The 18,604-nt window shown below is 60.9% G+C and carries 16 protein-coding genes and 2 pseudogenes; 16 read left to right on the forward strand and 2 right to left on the reverse strand.

What is annotated here, in order from left to right; genetic code table 11:
- The first annotated feature begins 253 nt into the window (after window positions 1-253).
- The 15 genes from I6F09_RS23050 to I6F09_RS23120 all read left to right on the forward strand — a co-directional run bounded on the left by I6F09_RS23050 (window position 254) and on the right by I6F09_RS23120 (window position 15,706).
- Window positions 254-2,017, forward strand: a complete 1,764-nt coding sequence (locus tag I6F09_RS23050; protein ID WP_225145686.1) for a DUF3363 domain-containing protein — start codon at window positions 254-256, stop codon at window positions 2,015-2,017.
- A gap of 36 nt (window positions 2,018-2,053) precedes the next feature.
- The gene (locus I6F09_RS23055; RefSeq protein WP_225145685.1) at window positions 2,054-4,042 is read left to right on the forward strand and encodes a conjugal transfer protein TraG; all 1,989 of its coding nucleotides are present in this window, start codon (window positions 2,054-2,056) and stop codon (window positions 4,040-4,042) included.
- A 5-nt stretch (window positions 4,043-4,047) separates the two neighbouring features.
- Complete coding sequence (locus I6F09_RS23060; protein ID WP_225128617.1) at window positions 4,048-4,473, forward strand: CopG family transcriptional regulator; 426 nt, start codon at window positions 4,048-4,050, stop codon at window positions 4,471-4,473.
- Between the two features lie 135 nt (window positions 4,474-4,608).
- Window positions 4,609-5,943 (forward strand): MFS transporter, encoded by a 1,335-nt coding sequence (locus I6F09_RS23065; RefSeq protein WP_225128616.1) that lies wholly within the window; start codon window positions 4,609-4,611, stop codon window positions 5,941-5,943.
- Between the two features lie 230 nt (window positions 5,944-6,173).
- Window positions 6,174-7,088 (forward strand): P-type conjugative transfer ATPase TrbB, encoded by a 915-nt coding sequence (gene trbB / locus I6F09_RS23070; RefSeq protein WP_225145694.1) that lies wholly within the window; start codon window positions 6,174-6,176, stop codon window positions 7,086-7,088.
- Between the two features lies 1 nt (window position 7,089).
- On the forward strand, window positions 7,090-7,413 hold the full coding sequence (locus I6F09_RS23075) for a TrbC/VirB2 family protein (RefSeq protein ID WP_225128615.1): 324 nt from the start codon (window positions 7,090-7,092) through the stop codon (window positions 7,411-7,413).
- The gene (locus I6F09_RS23080) at window positions 7,413-7,676 is read left to right on the forward strand and encodes a VirB3 family type IV secretion system protein (protein WP_225128614.1); all 264 of its coding nucleotides are present in this window, start codon (window positions 7,413-7,415) and stop codon (window positions 7,674-7,676) included. Before I6F09_RS23075 ends, I6F09_RS23080 begins: the two co-directional genes overlap by 1 nt.
- A gap of 10 nt (window positions 7,677-7,686) precedes the next feature.
- Entirely contained in the window at window positions 7,687-10,128 is a 2,442-nt protein-coding gene (gene trbE / locus I6F09_RS23085; protein WP_225145684.1) for a conjugal transfer protein TrbE, read from the forward strand.
- Complete coding sequence (gene trbJ / locus I6F09_RS23090; protein WP_225128611.1) at window positions 10,125-10,856, forward strand: P-type conjugative transfer protein TrbJ; 732 nt, start codon at window positions 10,125-10,127, stop codon at window positions 10,854-10,856. Before trbE ends, trbJ begins: the two co-directional genes overlap by 4 nt.
- A complete protein-coding gene (gene trbK-alt, locus I6F09_RS23095) occupies window positions 10,856-11,227 on the forward strand; it encodes a putative entry exclusion protein TrbK-alt (RefSeq protein WP_225145683.1) in 372 nt (123 codons plus the stop codon). The genes trbJ and trbK-alt overlap by 1 nt, the downstream gene beginning before the upstream one ends.
- Window positions 11,224-12,450, forward strand: coding sequence for a P-type conjugative transfer protein TrbL (gene trbL, locus I6F09_RS23100; protein WP_225145682.1), 1,227 nt, complete (start codon window positions 11,224-11,226; stop codon window positions 12,448-12,450). The genes trbK-alt and trbL overlap by 4 nt, the downstream gene beginning before the upstream one ends.
- Window positions 12,451-12,542: 92 nt before the next feature.
- Window positions 12,543-13,223, forward strand: coding sequence for a conjugal transfer protein TrbF (trbF, locus tag I6F09_RS23105; protein WP_225145681.1), 681 nt, complete (start codon window positions 12,543-12,545; stop codon window positions 13,221-13,223).
- Window positions 13,220-14,251 carry a P-type conjugative transfer protein TrbG gene (gene trbG, locus I6F09_RS23110; RefSeq protein WP_225189110.1) on the forward strand — a complete coding sequence of 344 codons (1,032 nt, stop codon included), beginning with the start codon at window positions 13,220-13,222 and terminating at the stop codon, window positions 14,249-14,251. Before trbF ends, trbG begins: the two co-directional genes overlap by 4 nt.
- A complete protein-coding gene (locus tag I6F09_RS23115; RefSeq protein WP_225145679.1) occupies window positions 14,248-15,459 on the forward strand; it encodes a TrbI/VirB10 family protein in 1,212 nt (403 codons plus the stop codon). Before trbG ends, I6F09_RS23115 begins: the two co-directional genes overlap by 4 nt.
- 4 nt (window positions 15,460-15,463) lie before the next feature.
- Window positions 15,464-15,706: a DUF2274 domain-containing protein gene (locus I6F09_RS23120; RefSeq protein ID WP_128931751.1), complete on the forward strand. Its 243-nt coding sequence runs from the start codon at window positions 15,464-15,466 to the stop codon at window positions 15,704-15,706.
- A 162-nt stretch (window positions 15,707-15,868) separates the two neighbouring features.
- Here I6F09_RS23120 and I6F09_RS23125 read toward each other — a convergent pair whose 3' ends face one another.
- On the reverse strand, window positions 15,869-16,777 hold the full coding sequence (locus I6F09_RS23125) for a TauD/TfdA family dioxygenase (RefSeq protein WP_225128602.1): 909 nt from the start codon (window positions 16,775-16,777) through the stop codon (window positions 15,869-15,871).
- 502 nt (window positions 16,778-17,279) lie between these two features.
- Window positions 17,280-17,907 (reverse strand): annotated as a pseudogene (locus I6F09_RS23130) (FMN-binding negative transcriptional regulator).
- Window positions 17,908-18,136: 229 nt separating this feature from the next.
- Between I6F09_RS23130 and I6F09_RS23135 the strand changes: the two are divergent.
- Window positions 18,137-18,368, forward strand: a pseudogene (locus tag I6F09_RS23135) (transposase); the annotation flags it as partial.
- Window positions 18,369-18,604 lie beyond the last annotated feature (236 nt).

Raw genomic sequence — 18,604 nt, forward strand, 5'->3', positions numbered from 1 at the left:
GCTCGGAAGCAGCGGGTGCTTCGCGAGGTGGCTGCCAAGTCGCGGCGGCTCTTTCGGGAACCGACGACCGGGAGACCACGACGGCAGGACGGCGAGATAAAAGGGGCTCGCCGGTCGAACCGCAAGCCATTGGCATGGCTTGGGTTCTGGCGTGCCGGTCGGTCGGCGCGCGTGCCGCGCGTTGCATTTTGGCGAATGCAATCAAAGGCGTTTTCGGCACTATGCGTGCTTTTGATCGTTTGGAGGCCCGGCCGTGAGCGTGGGCGACAGTGATCTGCGTGTTCGGCCGGGGCGCATCCGCAGCACACGCTCGCCTAAGCCGAAGAGCTTCATCAACCAGGTGCTGCGGGCGGCGAAGAAAGCAGGACACACCTCGGCTCACGCCGTCGTCGGCAGGCGTTCTGCAGCCCATGGGCGCTCGACCTTTGGCCGCGGGCGCCTCGCCTTTAGCCGCGCCAGATTGTTTAGCCCGACGCGGCGCGTCGTGGTGAAGGCCCGCGTGGTTCGTCACAAAGGGCGAGCCTTCCGCTCCGCGCCACTGACCGCCCACCTCTCATATCTGAAGCGCGAAGGCGTGACCCGGAGTGGTGAGCGGGCCGAGATGTTCGATGCCAGCAGCGACCGCGCCGATAGCGCGGCTTTCGCCGAACGGTGCAAGGACGACCGGCATCATTTCAGGTTCATCGTCTCGCCGGAGGATGCCGGCGACATGACCGACCTGAAGGCCTTTGCCCGCGATCTCGCCAGGCAAATGGAGACCGATCTCTCCACGCGGCTCGACTGGGTGGCTGTCGATCATTGGAACACCGACAACCCTCACGTCCATCTTCTCGTTCGCGGAATAGATGAGGAAGGGGCGGACCTCGTGATCTCCCGCGACTACATCAGCCAGGGCCTGCGCTCACGCGCCGAGGAACTGGTCGCCATCGAACTGGGACCAAAACCCGAGCACGAGATCCGCAATACGCTGGAGAGGGAAGTCACGGCGGAACGGTGGACGCGGCTCGACCGGGAGATCCGGCTTGCAGCAGATGAGACCGGGTACATTGATCTTCGCCCAGAGAATCCCGGCAAGTCCGATCCCGAGATCAGGCGCCTGATGGTCGGTCGCCTTCAACACCTGGAGAAGATGGGCCTTGCCGCACCCACCGCACCAGGCGAATGGATGGTCGGCCTTGAAGCCGAACGTAGCTTGCGCGATCTCGGGATGCGCGGTGACATCATCAAGACCATGCACCGCGCCTTTGCCGAGCGTGCGGAGGCGCGCGGTATTGCCGACTTCGTCATCGAGGGCGGCGAGCCGACATCCCAGATCGTCGGACGGCTGGTCGACCGTGGACTGCATGACGAGCTGACCGGCGAGGCCTTCGCCCTGATCGACGGAACAGATGGACGCGCGCACCACGTGCGCTTCCGAGGGCTCGAGGCGTTCGAATATGCACCGCCCGTCGGCGGCATCGTCGAAGTCCGGAGTTTCGGTCCACCCGGCGATCCGCACCCCACCGTGGTGCTCGCGACCCGTTCCGATCTCGATCTTGGTGGTCAGGTCAAGGCAAGAGGGGCAACTTGGCTCGACCACAGGCTCGTCGAACGCAAGGCCATGCCGCTCGCCATGGGCGGCTTCGGCCGCGAGACACGCGACGCCATGGAAGCCCGTACCGAGCATCTGATCCAGGAAGGCCTGGCGCGGCGGCAGGGCCAACGCATCATATTGCAGCGCGACCTCTTGAACACTTTGCGCCGGCGTGAACTGGATGAGGTGGCCGCAAAAGTCTCGGCCGACACGCGCCTCCCTTACATGAAGCGTGACCCCGGGGAGCATGTGGCGGGCACATATCGCCAGCGGCTGACGCTCAGCTCAGGACGCTTCGCCATGATCGATAACGGGCTCGGCTTCCAGCTCGTGCCTTGGTCGCGCGAACTCGAAAAGAAACTCGGCCAACACGTCACCGGCGTCGTGAAGGACGGCGGTGGCATCGAATGGGGTTTTGGTCGGAAGCGCGACCTTGGCCTCTAGCAGTCTCTCCAATTCAGTTGCGGAAGGGCGTTCGGGATGTCCGGAACCAAAATCCTCTGGGGACAGGTGATCGTTGTCGGCCTGATCGTCTTGCTGGCCATCTGGGGAGCAACCGAGTGGACGGCCTGGCGGCTCGCCTGGCAACCGGAGCTTGGGCGGCCCTGGTTCGAACTGTGGGGCTTCAAGATTTACTACCCGCCAGTGTTCTTCTGGTGGTGGTTCGTTTACGATGCCTACGCGCCACAAATCTTTCTCGAGGGTGCCTTCATCGCGGCGTCGGGAACCTTTGTTTCGATCGCGGTGGCGATCGGCATGTCGGTGTGGCGCGCGCGTGAAGCCAAGAATGTCGAGACCTATGGTTCGGCGCGCTGGGCTGGTCTGGAGGAGGTTCGAGCGGCCGGACTTCTCGGTCAGGATGGTGTGGTGCTCGGCAAGCTCGACCGGCACTACCTCCGCCACGACGGACCGGAGCACGTCTTGTGTTTTGCGCCCACTCGGTCCGGTAAGGGTGTTGGCCTAGTCGTTCCCTCGTTGCTGGCCTGGCCGGGCTCGGCCATCGTGCACGACATCAAAGGTGAGAACTGGCAACTGACGGCCGGCTTTCGCTCGCGACATGGCCGCGTCCTACTGTTCGACCCCACCAACCCAAAGTCCTCAGCCTACAATCCGCTGCTCGAGGTCCGGCGCGGCGAATGGGAAGTTCGCGATGTCCAGAACGTGGCCGACGTTCTCGTCGACCCCGAAGGATCGCTCGACAAGCGGAACCATTGGGAGAAGACGAGCCATTCGCTCCTGGTCGGCGCCATCCTCCATGTTCTCTACGCGGAGGTGGACAAGACCCTAGCCGGCGTCGCCTCCTTTCTGTCCGACCCGAAGCGGCCGATCGAGGCAACGTTGAAGGCCATGATGACCACGACGCACCTTGGCGAGCAGGGTGCGCATCCAGTGGTCGCCTCGACCGCGCGCGAGCTGCTCAACAAGTCGGAGAATGAACGTTCTGGCGTCCTATCCACCGCGATGTCGTTTCTCGGGCTGTACCGCGATCCTGTCGTGGCCCAAGCAACCCGCCGCTGCGATTGGCGGATTGCCGATCTGATCGCAGATAGCCGTCCCACGACGCTTTATCTCGTGGTGCCGCCCTCCGATATCTCGCGGACCAAGCCGCTGATCCGCCTGGTGCTGAACCAGATCGGCCGGCGCCTGACCGAAGATTTGCACGCCCGCGACCGCCGGCATCGAGTCCTGATGATGCTCGACGAGTTCCCGGCACTCGGTCGGCTTGATTTTTTCGAGTCCGCGCTCGCCTTCATGGCAGGATACGGCATCAAGAGTTTCTTGATTGCGCAGTCGCTCAATCAAATTGAGAAGGCCTACGGGCCTAACAACGCGATCCTCGATAACTGCCACGTCCGGGTCAGCTTCGCGACTAATGATGAGCGGACCGCCAAGCGGGTCTCCGACGCGCTAGGCACGGCGACCGAGATGCGCGCGATGAAGAACTACGCCGGGCACAGGTTGAACCCATGGCTTGGGCACCTGATGGTCTCACGGCAGGAAACTGCGAGGCCGCTGCTGACCCCAGGCGAAGTCATGCAGCTTCCGCCGGCAGACGAGATCGTCATGGTGGCAGGGACGGCGCCGATCCGGGCGAACAAGGTCCGCTACTACGAGGATCGGCGATTCACCGAGCGGGTTCTGCCGCCGCCCGATCCTGGGACAGCCGGCCGATCATCGCGAACGGACGGATGGTCAGCGCTCCAAGTGCTGAAACCAACTGGAGGTCCAACTGCCAAAGCTGCGGAGGCCGAGGAAGACACAGCAAACAGCGGGCTCCGTCGTGAGCCCGAACTCCCCGATCACATCGCGATCGCCAAGGAGACGACCGAACCAACGCCGGCAGAGGAATTCGCCGCCGTTCTTGATGATGACGAGGACACGGTCCGGCAGTCCCGGGTTATACGCCAACAGCTCCGTGGTGTCGCCCGTCAAGTCGCCATGGACCCTAATGACGGTATGGAGCTCTGAGCAGTATGCGCGACCGGATGAACGTCTATTTTCCGCCAGAGCTTCTGAAACAGATCTCGGAACTCGCCGATCGCAAGAAGCTTTCCCGGTCCGCGATCGTAGAAGCGGCTGTCGCTTCATTTTTGTCACCGGACGGCGCGGACAGACGGGAGGCGGCGTTTACCCGGCGCCTGGATCGGTTGTCGCGTCAGATGCAGAGGCTCGAGCGTGACGTTGGTTTGGCGGCTGAGACCTTGGCTCTCTTCATCCGTTTCTGGCTGACGATCACGCCACCGTTGCCCAACGACGCGCAGGCGGCCGCGCAAGTAAAGGGAAGGGAGCGCTTTGAAGGATTTGTCGAGGCGCTAGGGCGCCGTTTGCAAAAGGGGCAAAGCTTTCTGCGCGAGATTCCGGAAGATATTCGCCGTCAGGAACCGGTCGAAGAAGCTTAATTGAATCATGGAGAAAGACCGTTTCGCCGTTCCCTTCTTTTTGTTCGCTAACTTACGCCCGCAGTGATTTAGCTGAACTAACGAAAAGCTGGTCACGCTATCGGCTTGCACCAGCTGACAGCAAGAGGGGCCAGCATGCAGATTTCCGGGGCATGGCGCCTCACCGCGCGCGTATTTCTCCCGTTTGCGGTCGGATACTATCTTTCGTATCTGTATCGTACGATCAACGCTTTGATCGCCAGTCGTCTCAGCTCGGATACCGGGCTTGGGACTGCCGACCTCGGGTTGCTTACGTCGGTCTATTTCCTTGTTTTCGCGGCGGCCCAGATCCCCGTCGGCATATCGTTGGACCGCTTTGGTCCTCGCCGCGTACAGAGTGTTTTGCTCTTGCTCGCAGCAGTGGGCGCTTGGCTGTTTGCGGTATCGACCGGCTTCCTGTCACTTTTGATCGCACGTGCAATGATCGGGCTCGGCCTCGCGGCGGCGCTGACGGCTGGACTGAAATCCATGATCCTTTGGTTCCCCAGGGAACGCGTTGCCTTGCTGAACGGCTATATGGTCATGCTGGGCTCGCTAGGAGCGGTGACCGCTACGGCTCCCGTCGAACATCTGCTGGCTTGGATGGGCTGGCGGCAACTCTTTGAGGTCTTGGCGGCGGCTACCGGTGTGACGGCCGCTCTCATCTATGTCGTGGTACCCGAACGAGGCATTGTCTCGTCTATGGCGTCAACCCCCGCGACCCTTAGCTCCGTTTTCGGCGATTGCCGCTTTTGGCGAATGGCCCCGTTGTCGGCGACTTGCATTGGATCGGCCTGGTCCCTGCAGGGATTGTGGGCATCGCTATGGCTGGCCGACGTGGAGGGGCTTGATCGCGCAAGTCTCGTCAGACAGCTTTTCATGATGTCGATCGTACTTAGCGGTGGCGCTTGGTTATTCGGTATGACGGTCCATTGCATCAAACGAAGGGGAATTGGGGCGGAAACAGTATTGGCGCTGGTTGCAGCGCTATTTATCGCAGCTGAGTTTGCTTTGATCTTGCGAGCGCCTCTGCCATCCGTCTTGCCCTGGTCCGTTGTCGCAATTGTCGGAACGGCAACCGTGGTGAGCTTCGCGGTGATACTGGATTACTTTCCGCCGGAGCTTGCCGGTCGTGCGAACGGCGCCTTGAACGTTTTGCACTTTGGTTGGGCCTTTCTGGCACAATACGCGACAGGTCTTATCCTGGAGCAATGGTCTGCGAATGATGGCCGTAGGCCCGTCCAAGCTTATCAAGTCGCGTTCGGTCTCTACATAGCACTGCAGATCGCAGCGTTGGTCTGGTTCGCGCTGCCTTGGCGCCGATCCGTCGCTTCATGGATAAGTTCAATCGTCTTCTTCGAGCCGACCGATGTTTCCTACGCTGTCGAGACAGTTCGGCTCTATGAGGACTCGGTCATCCTCCTGCCAGCGGATGATGATGCGGAGTGGTGAGCAGCAATTCGCGGCGAGCGGATAAGATTAAGTAGCCGTCAAATATCGGTTTCTCAGTCTTTCTTTTTCTACGCCAGCCTACGATCACCGAAAGCGCTTGTTGCGCCAAGTCCATTGGTGCCTTTTCTAATCCTCCCCATATGAGGGAGTCTGAGGACGCTCTCATTCGGTGGGGGCGAACAGTGGCAATCCATTCCATTCAATCCGAAGCGAGCTCACGCGGTGCGCGAATGCTGCGTAGCGCGCTTGGCTCCGCGATTGCCGGCTACCTCGAAGACGAAGCGATCGTCGAGGTGATGCTCAACCCAGATGGGCGGCTGTGGATCGATCGGTTGTCGGATGGTCTGATCGACACAGGCGAAACTCTGTCCGCGGCGGATGGCGAACGCATTGTTCGCCTGGTAGCGCATCACGTGGGTGCCGAGGTGCATGCCGGTTCGCCACGGGTCTCGGCCGAATTGCCAGGGACCGGCGAGCGCTTCGAAGGTCTCTTGCCTCCGGTCGTTGCAGCACCGGCCTTTGCTATCCGCAAGCCCGCCGCCGCCGTGTTTACGCTTGACGACTACGTCGCCAGGGGGATCATGACCTCGGAGCAGGCCAAGATCCTGAGAGGCGCGGTCGACGCAAGGAAGAACATCCTCGTCGCCGGTGGGACATCGACCGGCAAGACAACGCTGACGAATGCCCTCTTGGCCGAGGTAGCAAAGAGCGCCGATCGGGTCGTTCTGATCGAAGACACGCGCGAACTCCAATGCAAAGCGCCCAATCTCGTGGCGCTGCGGACCAAAGATGGCGTGGCTACGCTATCCGATCTCGTTCGGTCCTCGCTGCGACTGCGTCCTGATCGTATTCCGGTTGGCGAGGTGCGCGGTGCGGAAGCACTCGATCTGCTCAAGGCCTGGGGCACCGGTCATCCCGGTGGCATCGGCACTATTCATGCGGGCACCGCGCTCGGCGCACTGCGGCGGCTCGAGCAGCTCATCCAGGAAGCCGTCATCACGGTTCCGCGGGCCCTGATCGCCGAGACCATCAACGTTATCGCCGTGCTGGCAGGGCGCGGCGCCGGCCGTCGCCTCGCCGAGCTTGCCCTCGTCACCGGGCTAGGGGCCGCCGGCGACTACGACCTTTCATCAGCAGGAGACTGACATGCGTCAGCAATTTCGCTTTCTTCGAGGTGCATCGTTGGCCGCCTTCGGCACGGTGGTCTTGGCAGTTCAGCCAGCATGGGCGGCTGGCTCGAACATGCCCTGGGAGCAGCCACTCAACCAGATCTTGCAGTCGGTCGAGGGACCGGTCGCCAAGATCATCGCCGTCATCATCATCGTGGTGACCGGTCTCACGCTCGCGTTTGGGGACTCGTCGGGTGGTTTCCGCAGGTTGATTCAGATCGTGTTCGGTCTGTCGATCGCGTTTGCCGCCTCGAGCTTCTTCCTTTCGTTCTTCTCCTTCGGCGGCGGCGTGGTTATCTGATGGATGAACCCCTCACAGGCTTTGCCGTGCCCGTTCACCGCGCGCTCACTGAGCCAATCCTGATGGGCGGCGCGCCGCGATCAGTTGCAATCGTGAACGGCACGCTTGCGGCAGCCCTTGGGCTCGGACTTCGGCTGTGGATCGCGGGACTTGTCCTCTGGTTCATCGGCCACATGGCCGCCGTCTGGGCCGCCAAGCGCGACCCCGCATTCGTCGATGTGGTGCGCCGACATCTGCGCATTCCCAGTCATCTCAATCTTTGAGTTATCGGTCATGTTGAACCTTGCCGAATATCGTCATTCCAGCGCGCGCCTCGCCGACTTCCTGCCCTGGGCAGCCCTCGTCGACGAGGGAATCATCCTGAACAAGGACGGCTCGTTCCAACGGACAGCAAAGTTCCGGGGGCCTGACCTCGACAGCGCGGTGCCGGCTGAGCTTGTAGCCGTCGCCAGCCGTCTGAACAACGCCGTGCGTCGCCTGGGATCGGGCTGCGCCGTGTTCGTTGAGGCGCAGCGTCACTTTGCGGGGGCGTACCCGCCTAACGTCTTTCCCGACATCGCGTCAGCGCTGGTCGATGCGGAACGAAGGGCTCAGTTCGAAGAGGCGAGTGCCCACTACGAGTCCAGCTACTTCTTGACCTTCCTCTATCTGCCACCCGAAGAGGGAGCCGCCAGGGCAGAGCGCCTGCTCTATGAGGGACGCGATCGGACTGTGGGAGCAGACGCCCGCGAGGTGCTCCGCGGATTTATCGACCAAACCAACCGTGTGCTGCAGCTCGTTGAAGGATTTATGCCGGAATGCGCGTGGCTCGATGATCAGGACACGCTGACCTACCTGCACTCGACGATCTCGACCAAGCGTCACCGCGTTCGCGTGCCTGAAATTCCGATGTACATCGACGCGCTGTTGTCCGACCAGCCGCTGACCGGCGGGCTAGAGCCGATGTTGGGCTCAGCCAATATTCGGGTCTTGACGATTGTCGGCTTTCCGGGTGCGACGACCCCGGGTATCCTGGACGATCTGAATCGTCTGGCATTCTCGTATCGTTGGTCGACGCGCGCAATCATGCTCGACAAGACCGACGCCACCAAACTGCTGACCAAGATTCGGCGGCAGTGGTTTGCCAAACGAAAGTCGATTGGCGCCATTCTCAAGGAGGTCATGACGAACGAGGCGTCGACGCTGCTCGATACCGACGCCCACAACAAGGCGCTTGATGCCGACGCAGCGTTGCAGGAACTGGGGTCGGATCAGATCGGACAAGCCTTTGTTACGGCGACCATCACTGTCTGGGACCGCGATCCCAACACTGCCGATGAAAAGCTGAGGCTGGTCGAGAAGGTCATACAGGGCCGCGATTTCACCTGCATAATCGAGACCGTGAACGCCGTCGAAGCCTGGCTCGGCAGTCTGCCCGGGCACGTCTACGCCAATGTGCGGCAGCCTCCGATTTCGACCCTCAACCTCGCCCATATGATTCCGATGTCGGCTGTTTGGGCCGGCGAGGCGAGGGATCTGCACTTCAAGGGTCCGCCGCTTCTGTTCGGCAAGACCGAGGGATCGACGCCCTTCCGATTCTCGCTCCACGTCGGCGATGTCGGCCATACGCTAGTAGTGGGACCGACTGGAGCCGGCAAGTCGGTCCTGCTTGCCCTGATGGCGCTACAGTTCCGTCGTTACCCGAATTCGCAGGTCTTTGCCTTCGATTTCGGCGGTTCGATCCGGGCGGCCGCGATCGCCATGGGTGGCGACTGGCATGATCTCGGCGGTGCATTGTCTGACGGGGACGAAAACCCAGTCGCGCTGCAACCTTTGGCCTGGATCGACGATCCTTCCGAGCGAGGGTGGGCGACGGAATGGATCGGCGCGATCCTGGCACGGGAAAAGATCGAGATCACCCCTGAGGTCAAGGATCATCTGTGGTCGGCGCTAACATCTCTCGCTTCGGCGCCGAGGGAGGAACGCACCCTCACGGGCCTGTCAGTCCTTCTTCAATTGAACTCCCTGAAGCGCGCCCTGCAACCATACTGCCTGGGCGGACCTTCCGGGCGCTTGCTCGATGCCGAATTCGAAGATCTCGGCGAGGCGTCGGTCCAGGCGTTTGAGACCGAAGGCTTGATCGGAACGAGTGCTGCGCCGACCGTGCTGGCGTATCTCTTCCATCGCATCGGGGACCGCCTCGACGGTCGGCCTACACTACTTATTGTCGATGAAGGCTGGCTTGCCCTCGATGACGAAGATTTTGCCGGCCAGCTCCGGGAATGGCTGAAGACGCTTCGCAAGAAGAATGCGTCCGTTATCTTTGCGACCCAATCGCTTTCGGATATTGACGGGTCCGCAATCGCGCCGGCGATCATCGAAAGCTGCCCAACGCGGCTGTTGCTGCCGAACGAGCGGGCGATCGAGCCGCAAATCACAGCGATCTATCGCCGCTTTGGCCTCAATGACCGCCAGATCGAGCTTCTGAGCCGCGCTACGCCCAAGCGCGACTACTACTGCCAATCTCGCCGCGGCAACCGGATGTTCGAACTTGGCCTTGGCGAGGTCGCTCTGGCCTTTACCGCAGCCTCTTCCAAGACAGACCAGGCAGCCATCTCGCAACTCCTCGCCGAACATGGACCTGACGGCTTCGTGCCGGCCTGGCTACAGCACCGTGGCGTCGCCTGGGCCCTCGACCTGATCCCCAATCTCGTCAATCTGGAGAAATCGGTATGAGGCGTCTTGGCCTATTGGCGGCCGCTGGCATGGTCGCGCTGATGCTCGACCTCAGGGTGCCCGCGCGGGCGCAGTGGATCGTCTTCGATCCCAACAACTACGTCCAGAGCGTCCTGACTGCCGCCCGTGAGCTGCAGCAGATCAACAACCAGATCACCTCGTTGCAGAACGAGGCGCAGATGCTGATCAATCAGGCAAAGAATCTGGCAAACCTGCCGTATTCATCCCTGCGCCAACTGCAATCCTCGATCCAGCGGACCCAGCAATTGCTGGCCCAGGCCCAGCGGATCGCCTACGACGTCGATCAGATCGATCGCGCGTTCTCGACCAGCTACGCGCCAGCGACCAGCAGCCAATCGAACCAGTTACTGATCTCCAATGCTCAATCGCGTTGGCAGAATTCCTATGCCGCAACGCAAGACGCGCTTCGCGTCCAGGCCGGCATCGTTGGCAATCTCGACACCAACCGTGTCCAGACCTCCGCGCTCGTCATGTCTAGCCAGGGCGCAAGCGGCGCTCTGCAGGCAACACAAGCTGGTAACCAGATTCTCGCGCTTAACGCGCAGCAGCTCGCCGACCTCACCGCTGTCGTGACGGCGCAGGGCAGGGCGCAAAGCCTTGAAGCAGCGCAACGCGCCTCGGCCCAGGACCAGGGCCGCGAGCAGCTTCGACGGTTTCTTACGCCAGGGCAGGGTTATCAATCATCCAGCGTGCAGATGTTCCACTGATGACGGACATTCGGGCATTCAAGGCGTTGTCGCTGCTGACGACAATCGGCGTTTTGGTGGTCACAGCCTGCACGATTCAGCTTCGCGGTAGTGACGAGTCGCCCGCGCTGCCGAAGACGGAGCGGACGACAGATGCAGCCAACCCTGATCTCGCACGCTGCCGCAGCGTCACTGCTGAGGAAACAGCAGGTTATCGGCATTGCCAGCAGATTTGGGCCGAAAACCGGCGCCGCTTCTTGGGCAGGAAGAACGTTCCCGCAGATCCTGGCCAAGACGATTCCACCGCAGGCTTGGCGTCCACCCGAAAGGATCAGAGCCGGATGCCGCAAGGTTATCCGGGACCGGCGATGCCTGAGGCGAGCAAGCCATGACTGGTACGGGGATCATTGACCAGTTCCTTGAAACGTTCACGCGTTATATCGATAACGGCTTCGGGCTGCTGGGGAGCGAGGTCGGATATCTCGCAACGACCCTTGCTGCGGTTGACATTACGCTCGCAGCGTTGTTCTGGAGTTGGGGAACGGACGAGGACATCATCGCGCGCCTCGTCAAGAAAACGCTCTTCGTAGGCGTCTTTGCCTACCTGATCGGCAACTGGAACAGCTTGGCGCGCACCGTCTTCGAGAGTTTCGCCGGTCTTGGACTGAAAGCATCGGGCGCAAGCCTCTCCGCGGCAGATTTCCTGCGACCGGGAAAGATCGCCCAAGTCGGCCTCGATGCCGGTCGACCATTGCTTGATTCGATCTCCAACCTGATGGGCTACATCAGCTTCTTCGAGAATTTCGTCCAGATCGTCGTTCTCCTATTCGCCTGGATTGTGGTGCTGCTCGCCTTCTTCATTCTGGCGATCCAGCTCTTTGTCACCCTGATCGAATTCAAGCTCACGACGCTGGCCGGCTTCGTGCTCATTCCCTTTGGCTTGTTTGGCAAGACTGCCTTCGCGGCGGAGCGCGTTCTGGGCAACGTCATATCTTCCGGCATCAAGATCCTGGTCCTGGCCGTCATCGTCGGCATCGGCTCCACCCTGTTCTCGCAGTTCACCGCAGGTTTCGGCGGTGCACAGCCGACCATCGAAGACGCGATGACACTGGTGCTCGCGGCGCTTTCCTTGCTGGGCCTCGGCATCTTCGGTCCGGGTATCGCAAACGGCCTAGTGTCGGGCGGACCTCAACTTGGCGCCGGCGCCGCGATTGGAACAGGCCTTGCTGCTGGCGGCATTGTTGCAGCTGGCGCGGGACTTGCCGCTGGCGGTGCCGGTCTCGCTGGCGGTGCGGTTGCAGGCGCCGCGCGCGGTGGCGGCGCTGTCATAAGCGGAGCAACAGCCGCCTATCGAAGCGGCGGCCTTGCCGGCGTCGCGGAGGCTGGCGCTTCGGCTGCGTGGAGTCCATTGCGCCGGGCAGCGGCTACCTTCGGAGGTAGCCAAGCGGGCGACCAGGGCGCGAGCGCTCCGGCCGACGGGCAGCCTGATTGGGCTCGCCGCATGAAGCGTGCTCAGATCATTCAGCACGGTGCCTCGGCTGCTGGCCACGCCGTCCGCTCGGGCGATCATGGTGGCAGCGGCTCTTCCGTCGATTTGTCCGAAGGAGAACGCTGAGACGCACCACTACACCTCCGCCGCACAGCAGCGCCTCAAATCCTTCTATCGCACACTTGAAACCGATCACTCGATATCAGGGGCACCCATCGATGTTCAAACGACCAACAGTTCACTACGGGCGCATGCCCGAGCCGATTACGCCTTATCAAAAGGCCGCTCAGGTTTGGGACGAACGCATTGGATCAGCGCGCGTGCAAGCTAAGAACTGGCGCCTGATGGCGTTCGGCTGTTTGATGTTGTCTGCCGGTCTCGCTGGCAGCCTTGTCTGGCAATCGAGCCAAGGCTCGATCACGCCCTGGGTAGTTGAGGTCGATCATCTCGGTCAAGCAAGGGTTGCGCCGGCCAACATCGACTATCAACCTACTGACGCTCAGATAGCCTACCATCTGGCGCGCTTCATCGAGGACGTCAGAGGTTTGCCGGCAGACAGTATCGTTCTGCGCCAGAATTGGCTCCGGGCCTATGATTTTACGACGGATCGTGGCGCGGCTGCACTGAACGACTATGCGCGCAACAATGACCCCTTTGCCAAGCTGGGCAAGGCACAAATCTCAGTGGACGTCTCAAGCGTCATTCGCGCGTCTTCGGAGAGCTTTCGAGTCGCCTGGACCCAGCGCATCTACGACAACGGCTCGTTGAGCGCGACTGAGCGTTGGACCGCAATTCTCTCGATCGTGATCGAGACACCCCGCGATGCCGAACGCCTGCGCAAGAACCCCCTTGGCGTCTACGTCCGCGCCATCAACTGGTCAAAGGAGTTGAGCCAGTGACCAAGATGCCATTTGACGTTCATTCGAAGCGTTCCCTCCAGCAAAGCAGGCTCGGCTCGGCTTGGCCCGAGTTCGTGAGCTCGAAGCGTGCATTTCTATCCGCTTTCCTGCTTTGTTCGTCCGCGCTCGGAGGCTGCGCGACCTACATTCCGCCGGAGATCAGCTATGACGCTGATGTTCCTCCGCTGCCGGCGGCGCCAGTGGCTCTCGACGACAGATCGCGACCGCTTCACGTTCCACCTCTCTGGAAGCCTGCTCTCGGCGGCAAGTCAGGCGCGAAAGAAGACGCTGAGCCGGTGAGCCGCGTAGAGACGGCAAACAGCGCAGCCCGGGTCGAACCGCGCAAGCGGGGCTATTTCAACGCAGCGCAAATCTACGCCTACAGTCCCGGGGCGCTCTATCAGATTTACGCCGCACCGGGGCAGATCACGGATATCGCGCTCGAGGAGGGAGAGCAGTTGACGGGATCAGGACCGATCGCGGCCGGAGATACCGTACGCTGGGTCGTGGGCGATACCGAAAGCGGGAGCGGCGACACACGGCGGGTCCATATCCTGGTCAAGCCGACCCGAGCTTCGATTGAGACCAACTTGGTGGTCAATACGGACCGGCGCACCTACTTGATTGAGCTCCGCTCCCGCGAACGGCCATACATGCCGTCTGTTGCTTGGTACTATCCAGAAACTGCACGGGAACGATCGCGTTCGGTCGCGCAGCCTGTTCTTCCGGACCCGGCGCAGCGCACCTTCCGCTATGCCATCGAAGGGGACAGTCCTCCCTGGCGGCCGCTCGCCGCATATGACGATGGCCGCAAGGTCTATGTCGAATTCCCGGCGGGGATCGTGCAGGGCGAGATGCCTCCGCTTTTCGTCATCGGTCCAGACGGCAAGACTGAACTCGTCAATTATCGCGCTTACGGCAACGTATTGATCGTCGATCGGCTGTTTGCTGCCGCCGAACTGCGGCTTGGCGGCGAGCACCAGCAGAAGGTCCGTATTGTCAGGACCGATGGGAAACCGTCGTCATGAACACTCGGAATATGAACGATCAGGAGCAAGCGGCTCCGCCTGAGACACAAGAGGATCAGTCCAGGGGCTTCCGCTTGAGAGCGGAGCACCCGCGCGTGACACGGTTGTCACGGAAAGTACTGGCGGGAGGGAGCGCGGTCGCCCTGCTTGTCATCGGTGGAGCCGTGCTGTGGTCGCTGCAGAAGAATCGCCCTCGAGACCAGGCGGCCGATGAGCTTTACAGTACCGACCATCACAATGTCGCTGACGGTATTACGGCGCTGCCGAAGGACTACACTGGCATTCCGCGCCAGCCAATCCCGCAACTGGGTCCGCCCCTTCCCGGGGACCTCGGTCGGCCGATCCTTGCGGCCCAAGGCCAGTTGCCGACGATCGGCGCTGATCCAGAACAGCAGCGCCGGGATCAAGAGACCGAAGCAGCCCGCATCAGCCATCTATTCGCTTCGGCGAATGGACGAGAAGTGCGTCCCCCCGCCGCTGCGGCGGTTGGAAACGAGCGCGTCGTGCCTGCGAGCGCGACGAGCACCGGCGACGACGGAAATGCGCAAAACGGTCAGGACCGCAAGCTTGCCTTCGTGAACGCTTCTGTGGACCGTCGCACGGTAAGCCCTGATCGCGTCACCAAGCCGGCTTCACCGTATATCGTGCAGGCTGGGACGGTTATTCCGGGAGCCCTGATCACCGGAATCCGGTCGGACCTGCCGGGCCAGATCACGGCGCAGGTGACCGAGAATGTCTATGACACGCCGACCGGCCGCTCTCTGCTTGTCCCTCAGGGAGCGCGTCTGATCGGCATCTACGATAGCCAGGTCACTTTCGGCCAGTCCCGTGTCCTGCTCGTCTGGACCCGGCTGATTATGCCGAACGGACGTTCCATCGTTCTCGAGCGGCGGCCTGGCGCTGACGCTGCCGGGTATGCAGGCCTCGAAGACCAGGTCGACAATCACTGGGGTGAGCTGTTCAAGGCTGCGGCACTATCGACGTTTCTGGCGGTCGGGACCGAACTGGGGGCCGGCTCGGACACCAACAGCAACGACAGCGCGATCATCCAGGCATTGCGGCACGGCGCCTCAGACTCACTGAATCAGACCGGACAGCAGGTCGTTCGCCGCAGCCTCAACATCCAGCCCACTCTGGCTGTACGACCTGGCTTCCCGGTTCGTGTTCTTGTCAATCGTGACCTCATACTTACGCCCTATAGAGGGTGACAACATGCCAAAACTCAAAATTGGAGAGCTTCCAGACGACAAGCCGGTCAAAGTGAGTACCGAGCTGCCTGCGGCCGTGCATCGTGATCTCATTGCATATGCGGAAGCGCTTACGCGTCAGGGTGGCCAAGTGGTCGATCCGACTAAGCTCATCGCTCCCATGTTAGCGCGCTTTATGGCCACGGATCGAGGATTTTCTAAACTGAAACGTGAAGGCCACGTACCGGCCGCTGGCGAAGGACAGTGATGCTCAAGGTTTCCGAAACTGTTGGTCGATGCTAATTCTAGGCGCTGCCGAGCTGGCGCCAAGAGCCGAGATATCTTGTCGGAAAGGTGTGTTCGCGCCGGATACAACTCCGATTATCAGGTTTTCTCGGTTTTCAGACGCGAGGCGCTGGGCCAACTGCAGTTATTCGGTCGCCTTGAAGCGCGTTACACTGCTCCGGCCATCGACGCTGACAGGCACGTCACCCTCGACCGTGGCCCGCCGTACGACGCGATGCTGGTCCCCGTAATCGTTGACCGCGTAATGCTGCGTTGCGCGGTTATCCCATATTGCAATATCGCCCTCTAGCCAGTTCCAGCGCACAGTGTTTTCGGGCGCGGTGATGTGAGATTGGAACAGATCGAACAACTTTTGTCCGTCGTATTTGCCGACCCCAACAAAGTGCTTCACCAAGGCGCCGAGCACTAGCGTCCGCTCGCCTGTCTCGGGGTGGACGCGTACAGCGGGATGCTCGGTCTCAAAAGCCGTTCTGGTGAACACCTCGTCAAAGTGCTTCTTGTCGACCTCGCGGACACGCGCGATCCCGGCGTAATCGAAAACGTTACTGTGAACGGCCCATAGGCCGTCGGCAAGGCGTTGTAGAGGCGGCGGCAGATCAAGATAAGCGGCAGCTGTGTTCGACCACACGGTGTCGCCTCCGAACCTTGGCATTACAACGGCCCGCAGGACCAAAATCTTGGGATAGGCGTCGGCGAAGGTCCCATCCGTATGCCAAACGTCTGCGCGACCGCCGCCGCGAGTGGAGTCCAGTTCGAGGAGCGACGCCATCCCCTTGGTGGCACCAAGCATCGGATGCGGCACTAACTTTCCGAGACGAGCGGCAAAGCGCTCCTGCTCGGCGTCATTGAGATGTCCTTGATTACGGAAGAAGATCACCTTGTGCTTGAGCAATAAGCTGTTGATCGCAGCGATCGCGTGATCCGGTAAATCGCCTGATAGCTTGATATTTTTGATTTCGGCGCCGATGCGCGCTGCTCGTTTCACCACATCGGTGCTCGGAATGACGCCACCGATCAAAGCCGTTGTGCTCATGTTGCTTTTGTAAGCCCTTGCAGTTTCTCTCTCTCGCCTCTCGGAGCGAATGATCTTCAGCAAGCATCGTGCCAGGCGAAAGACGACCATGTACCGCCAATGGGCACTGAACGAATCGTGGTATTCGGCGCGAGTCATCGAACTGAGCCGATGGTTGGACCGAGTGACGAAAAAACTCGATCACCGACCTCCCCCTTCTAATGTCGAACCGTGAAAGCCGAAGCCGACAGCAGGAGGCGCCAACCCAGGCGGCGCTGGCAAGCCACAAGGCCGAATGGACTTTCGATATTCGCGCTGTACTGGACCTGACACGAGATTGTGCCTCTGTCAGAATACAGACAAGTGTCTACAGCGCGGTAAGCCCGAGCTGACTGTTCGGTTAATAAATGTCGCGAGGTAATTGTATGCCCGGGTTAATCTCTACTAATGCCGCTGGAGCGTGTGAGAGCTGCAGATGTAATGTCCATCGGCGCTGTTGGCCACGGTCATGCACATTATCGTCTCAGTCCTGAGCCAGGATAAGAGCTGCAACTTCCAGGTCCTGTGCCAGTTTGCTCGCCGCTAGGCCGGTGGCGACACCAACGCGATCGGGCGCAGGGCGGTTCTGGCTCATCTTGCGCTTGCCTTCGACCATGGTGATCGGGATGCGCACGCCGACGATTTCACGCAACTGGACGGCAATGAAATCCGCGGGCGCATCGCTGACGGCCCAGGGCGTCGCACGTGACGTCTCATGGATATTCGTCAGACGCGTCACGATCTCAAGCAGGCGTTTAGGATCCTCGAAGAACTCAATCGGTCCATGGGCGTGGACCGCGATGTAATTCCATGCAGGCACCACGTGTTCAGTTTGACGCTTGCTTGGATACCAGGATGGTGTCACATAAGCCTCTGCGCCACTAAAGATCGCCAGAGCTTCTCCAATCGGGGCCGTGCGCCATTGCGGATTGCCCTTCGCCAGGTGCCCGTAAAGCGCCGTGTTTGCCTTCGCTCTCATCGAGGAAGAGCGGAAGAGGCGTCGCAAGTGGCCCATCTGATGTCGCTGTGATCAGGTTGGCCAATCGGGCGCAGCGGATTGTCGCTTGAATGCTCTTGAGGTCGTCATCTCGAAAGTGGGATGGTATGTACATAGAGGGTCTCCGTTGGCTGTCGTCCAGATAAAACCCAAGTCAAGAAGCTAGAAAACCGCCAGTTTCGGTAGCTCCCGTAGAGGTGCTCCGCTTCCTCTTTTGACGTGAAGTTTTCGGATTTGTCCTGGACGTGACCCGCCACTAAGTATTTGTTCCAGAAGGCGAAGGAGTTAGAGTCCGGCCCGAAGAGGGACGGACAGATGAGGCGAGCAAGGTTCAGGAAGAGCAGATTATCGCGGTATTAAAGGAGGATGAGGCTTGGGCGAAACGGCTGACCTGGCTCGCAGGCATGGGATCTCCGAAGCGACGATCTACAATTGAAAGGCTAAATTCGGCGGCATGGATGTCTCTGAGACCAAGCGCCTGAGGCGCTGGGAGAGGAGAGCGCGAAGCTGAAGAAGCTTCTGGCCGAGCAGATGCTCGACGCGGCCGCCCTTCGCGAGCTGCTTTCAAAAAAGCGATAGGGGCCGTCCACGCCGGGGATCTGCCGCGTGCCGATCTCCGCGCCTGCGTCCACCAGCCGACGTTAGCTCCTTGCGCAATGCAGGAAGCTTCCCCCCGGTCCGGCAGCGCGACAACGAAGTAAGCGCGCGACGCGAGGGAGAGCCCTGGTTTAAGTGAAATACAGCCAGCCCCGGTTTCACCAACGCTACGGCGTGCACCGGTTCCGACTCCATACATGTGAATCGAAAGTTAG

Origin of the sequence: Bradyrhizobium sp. IC3195 (assembly GCF_020193585.1) — a bacterium.
Lineage (GTDB): Bacteria > Pseudomonadota > Alphaproteobacteria > Rhizobiales > Xanthobacteraceae > Bradyrhizobium > Bradyrhizobium yuanmingense.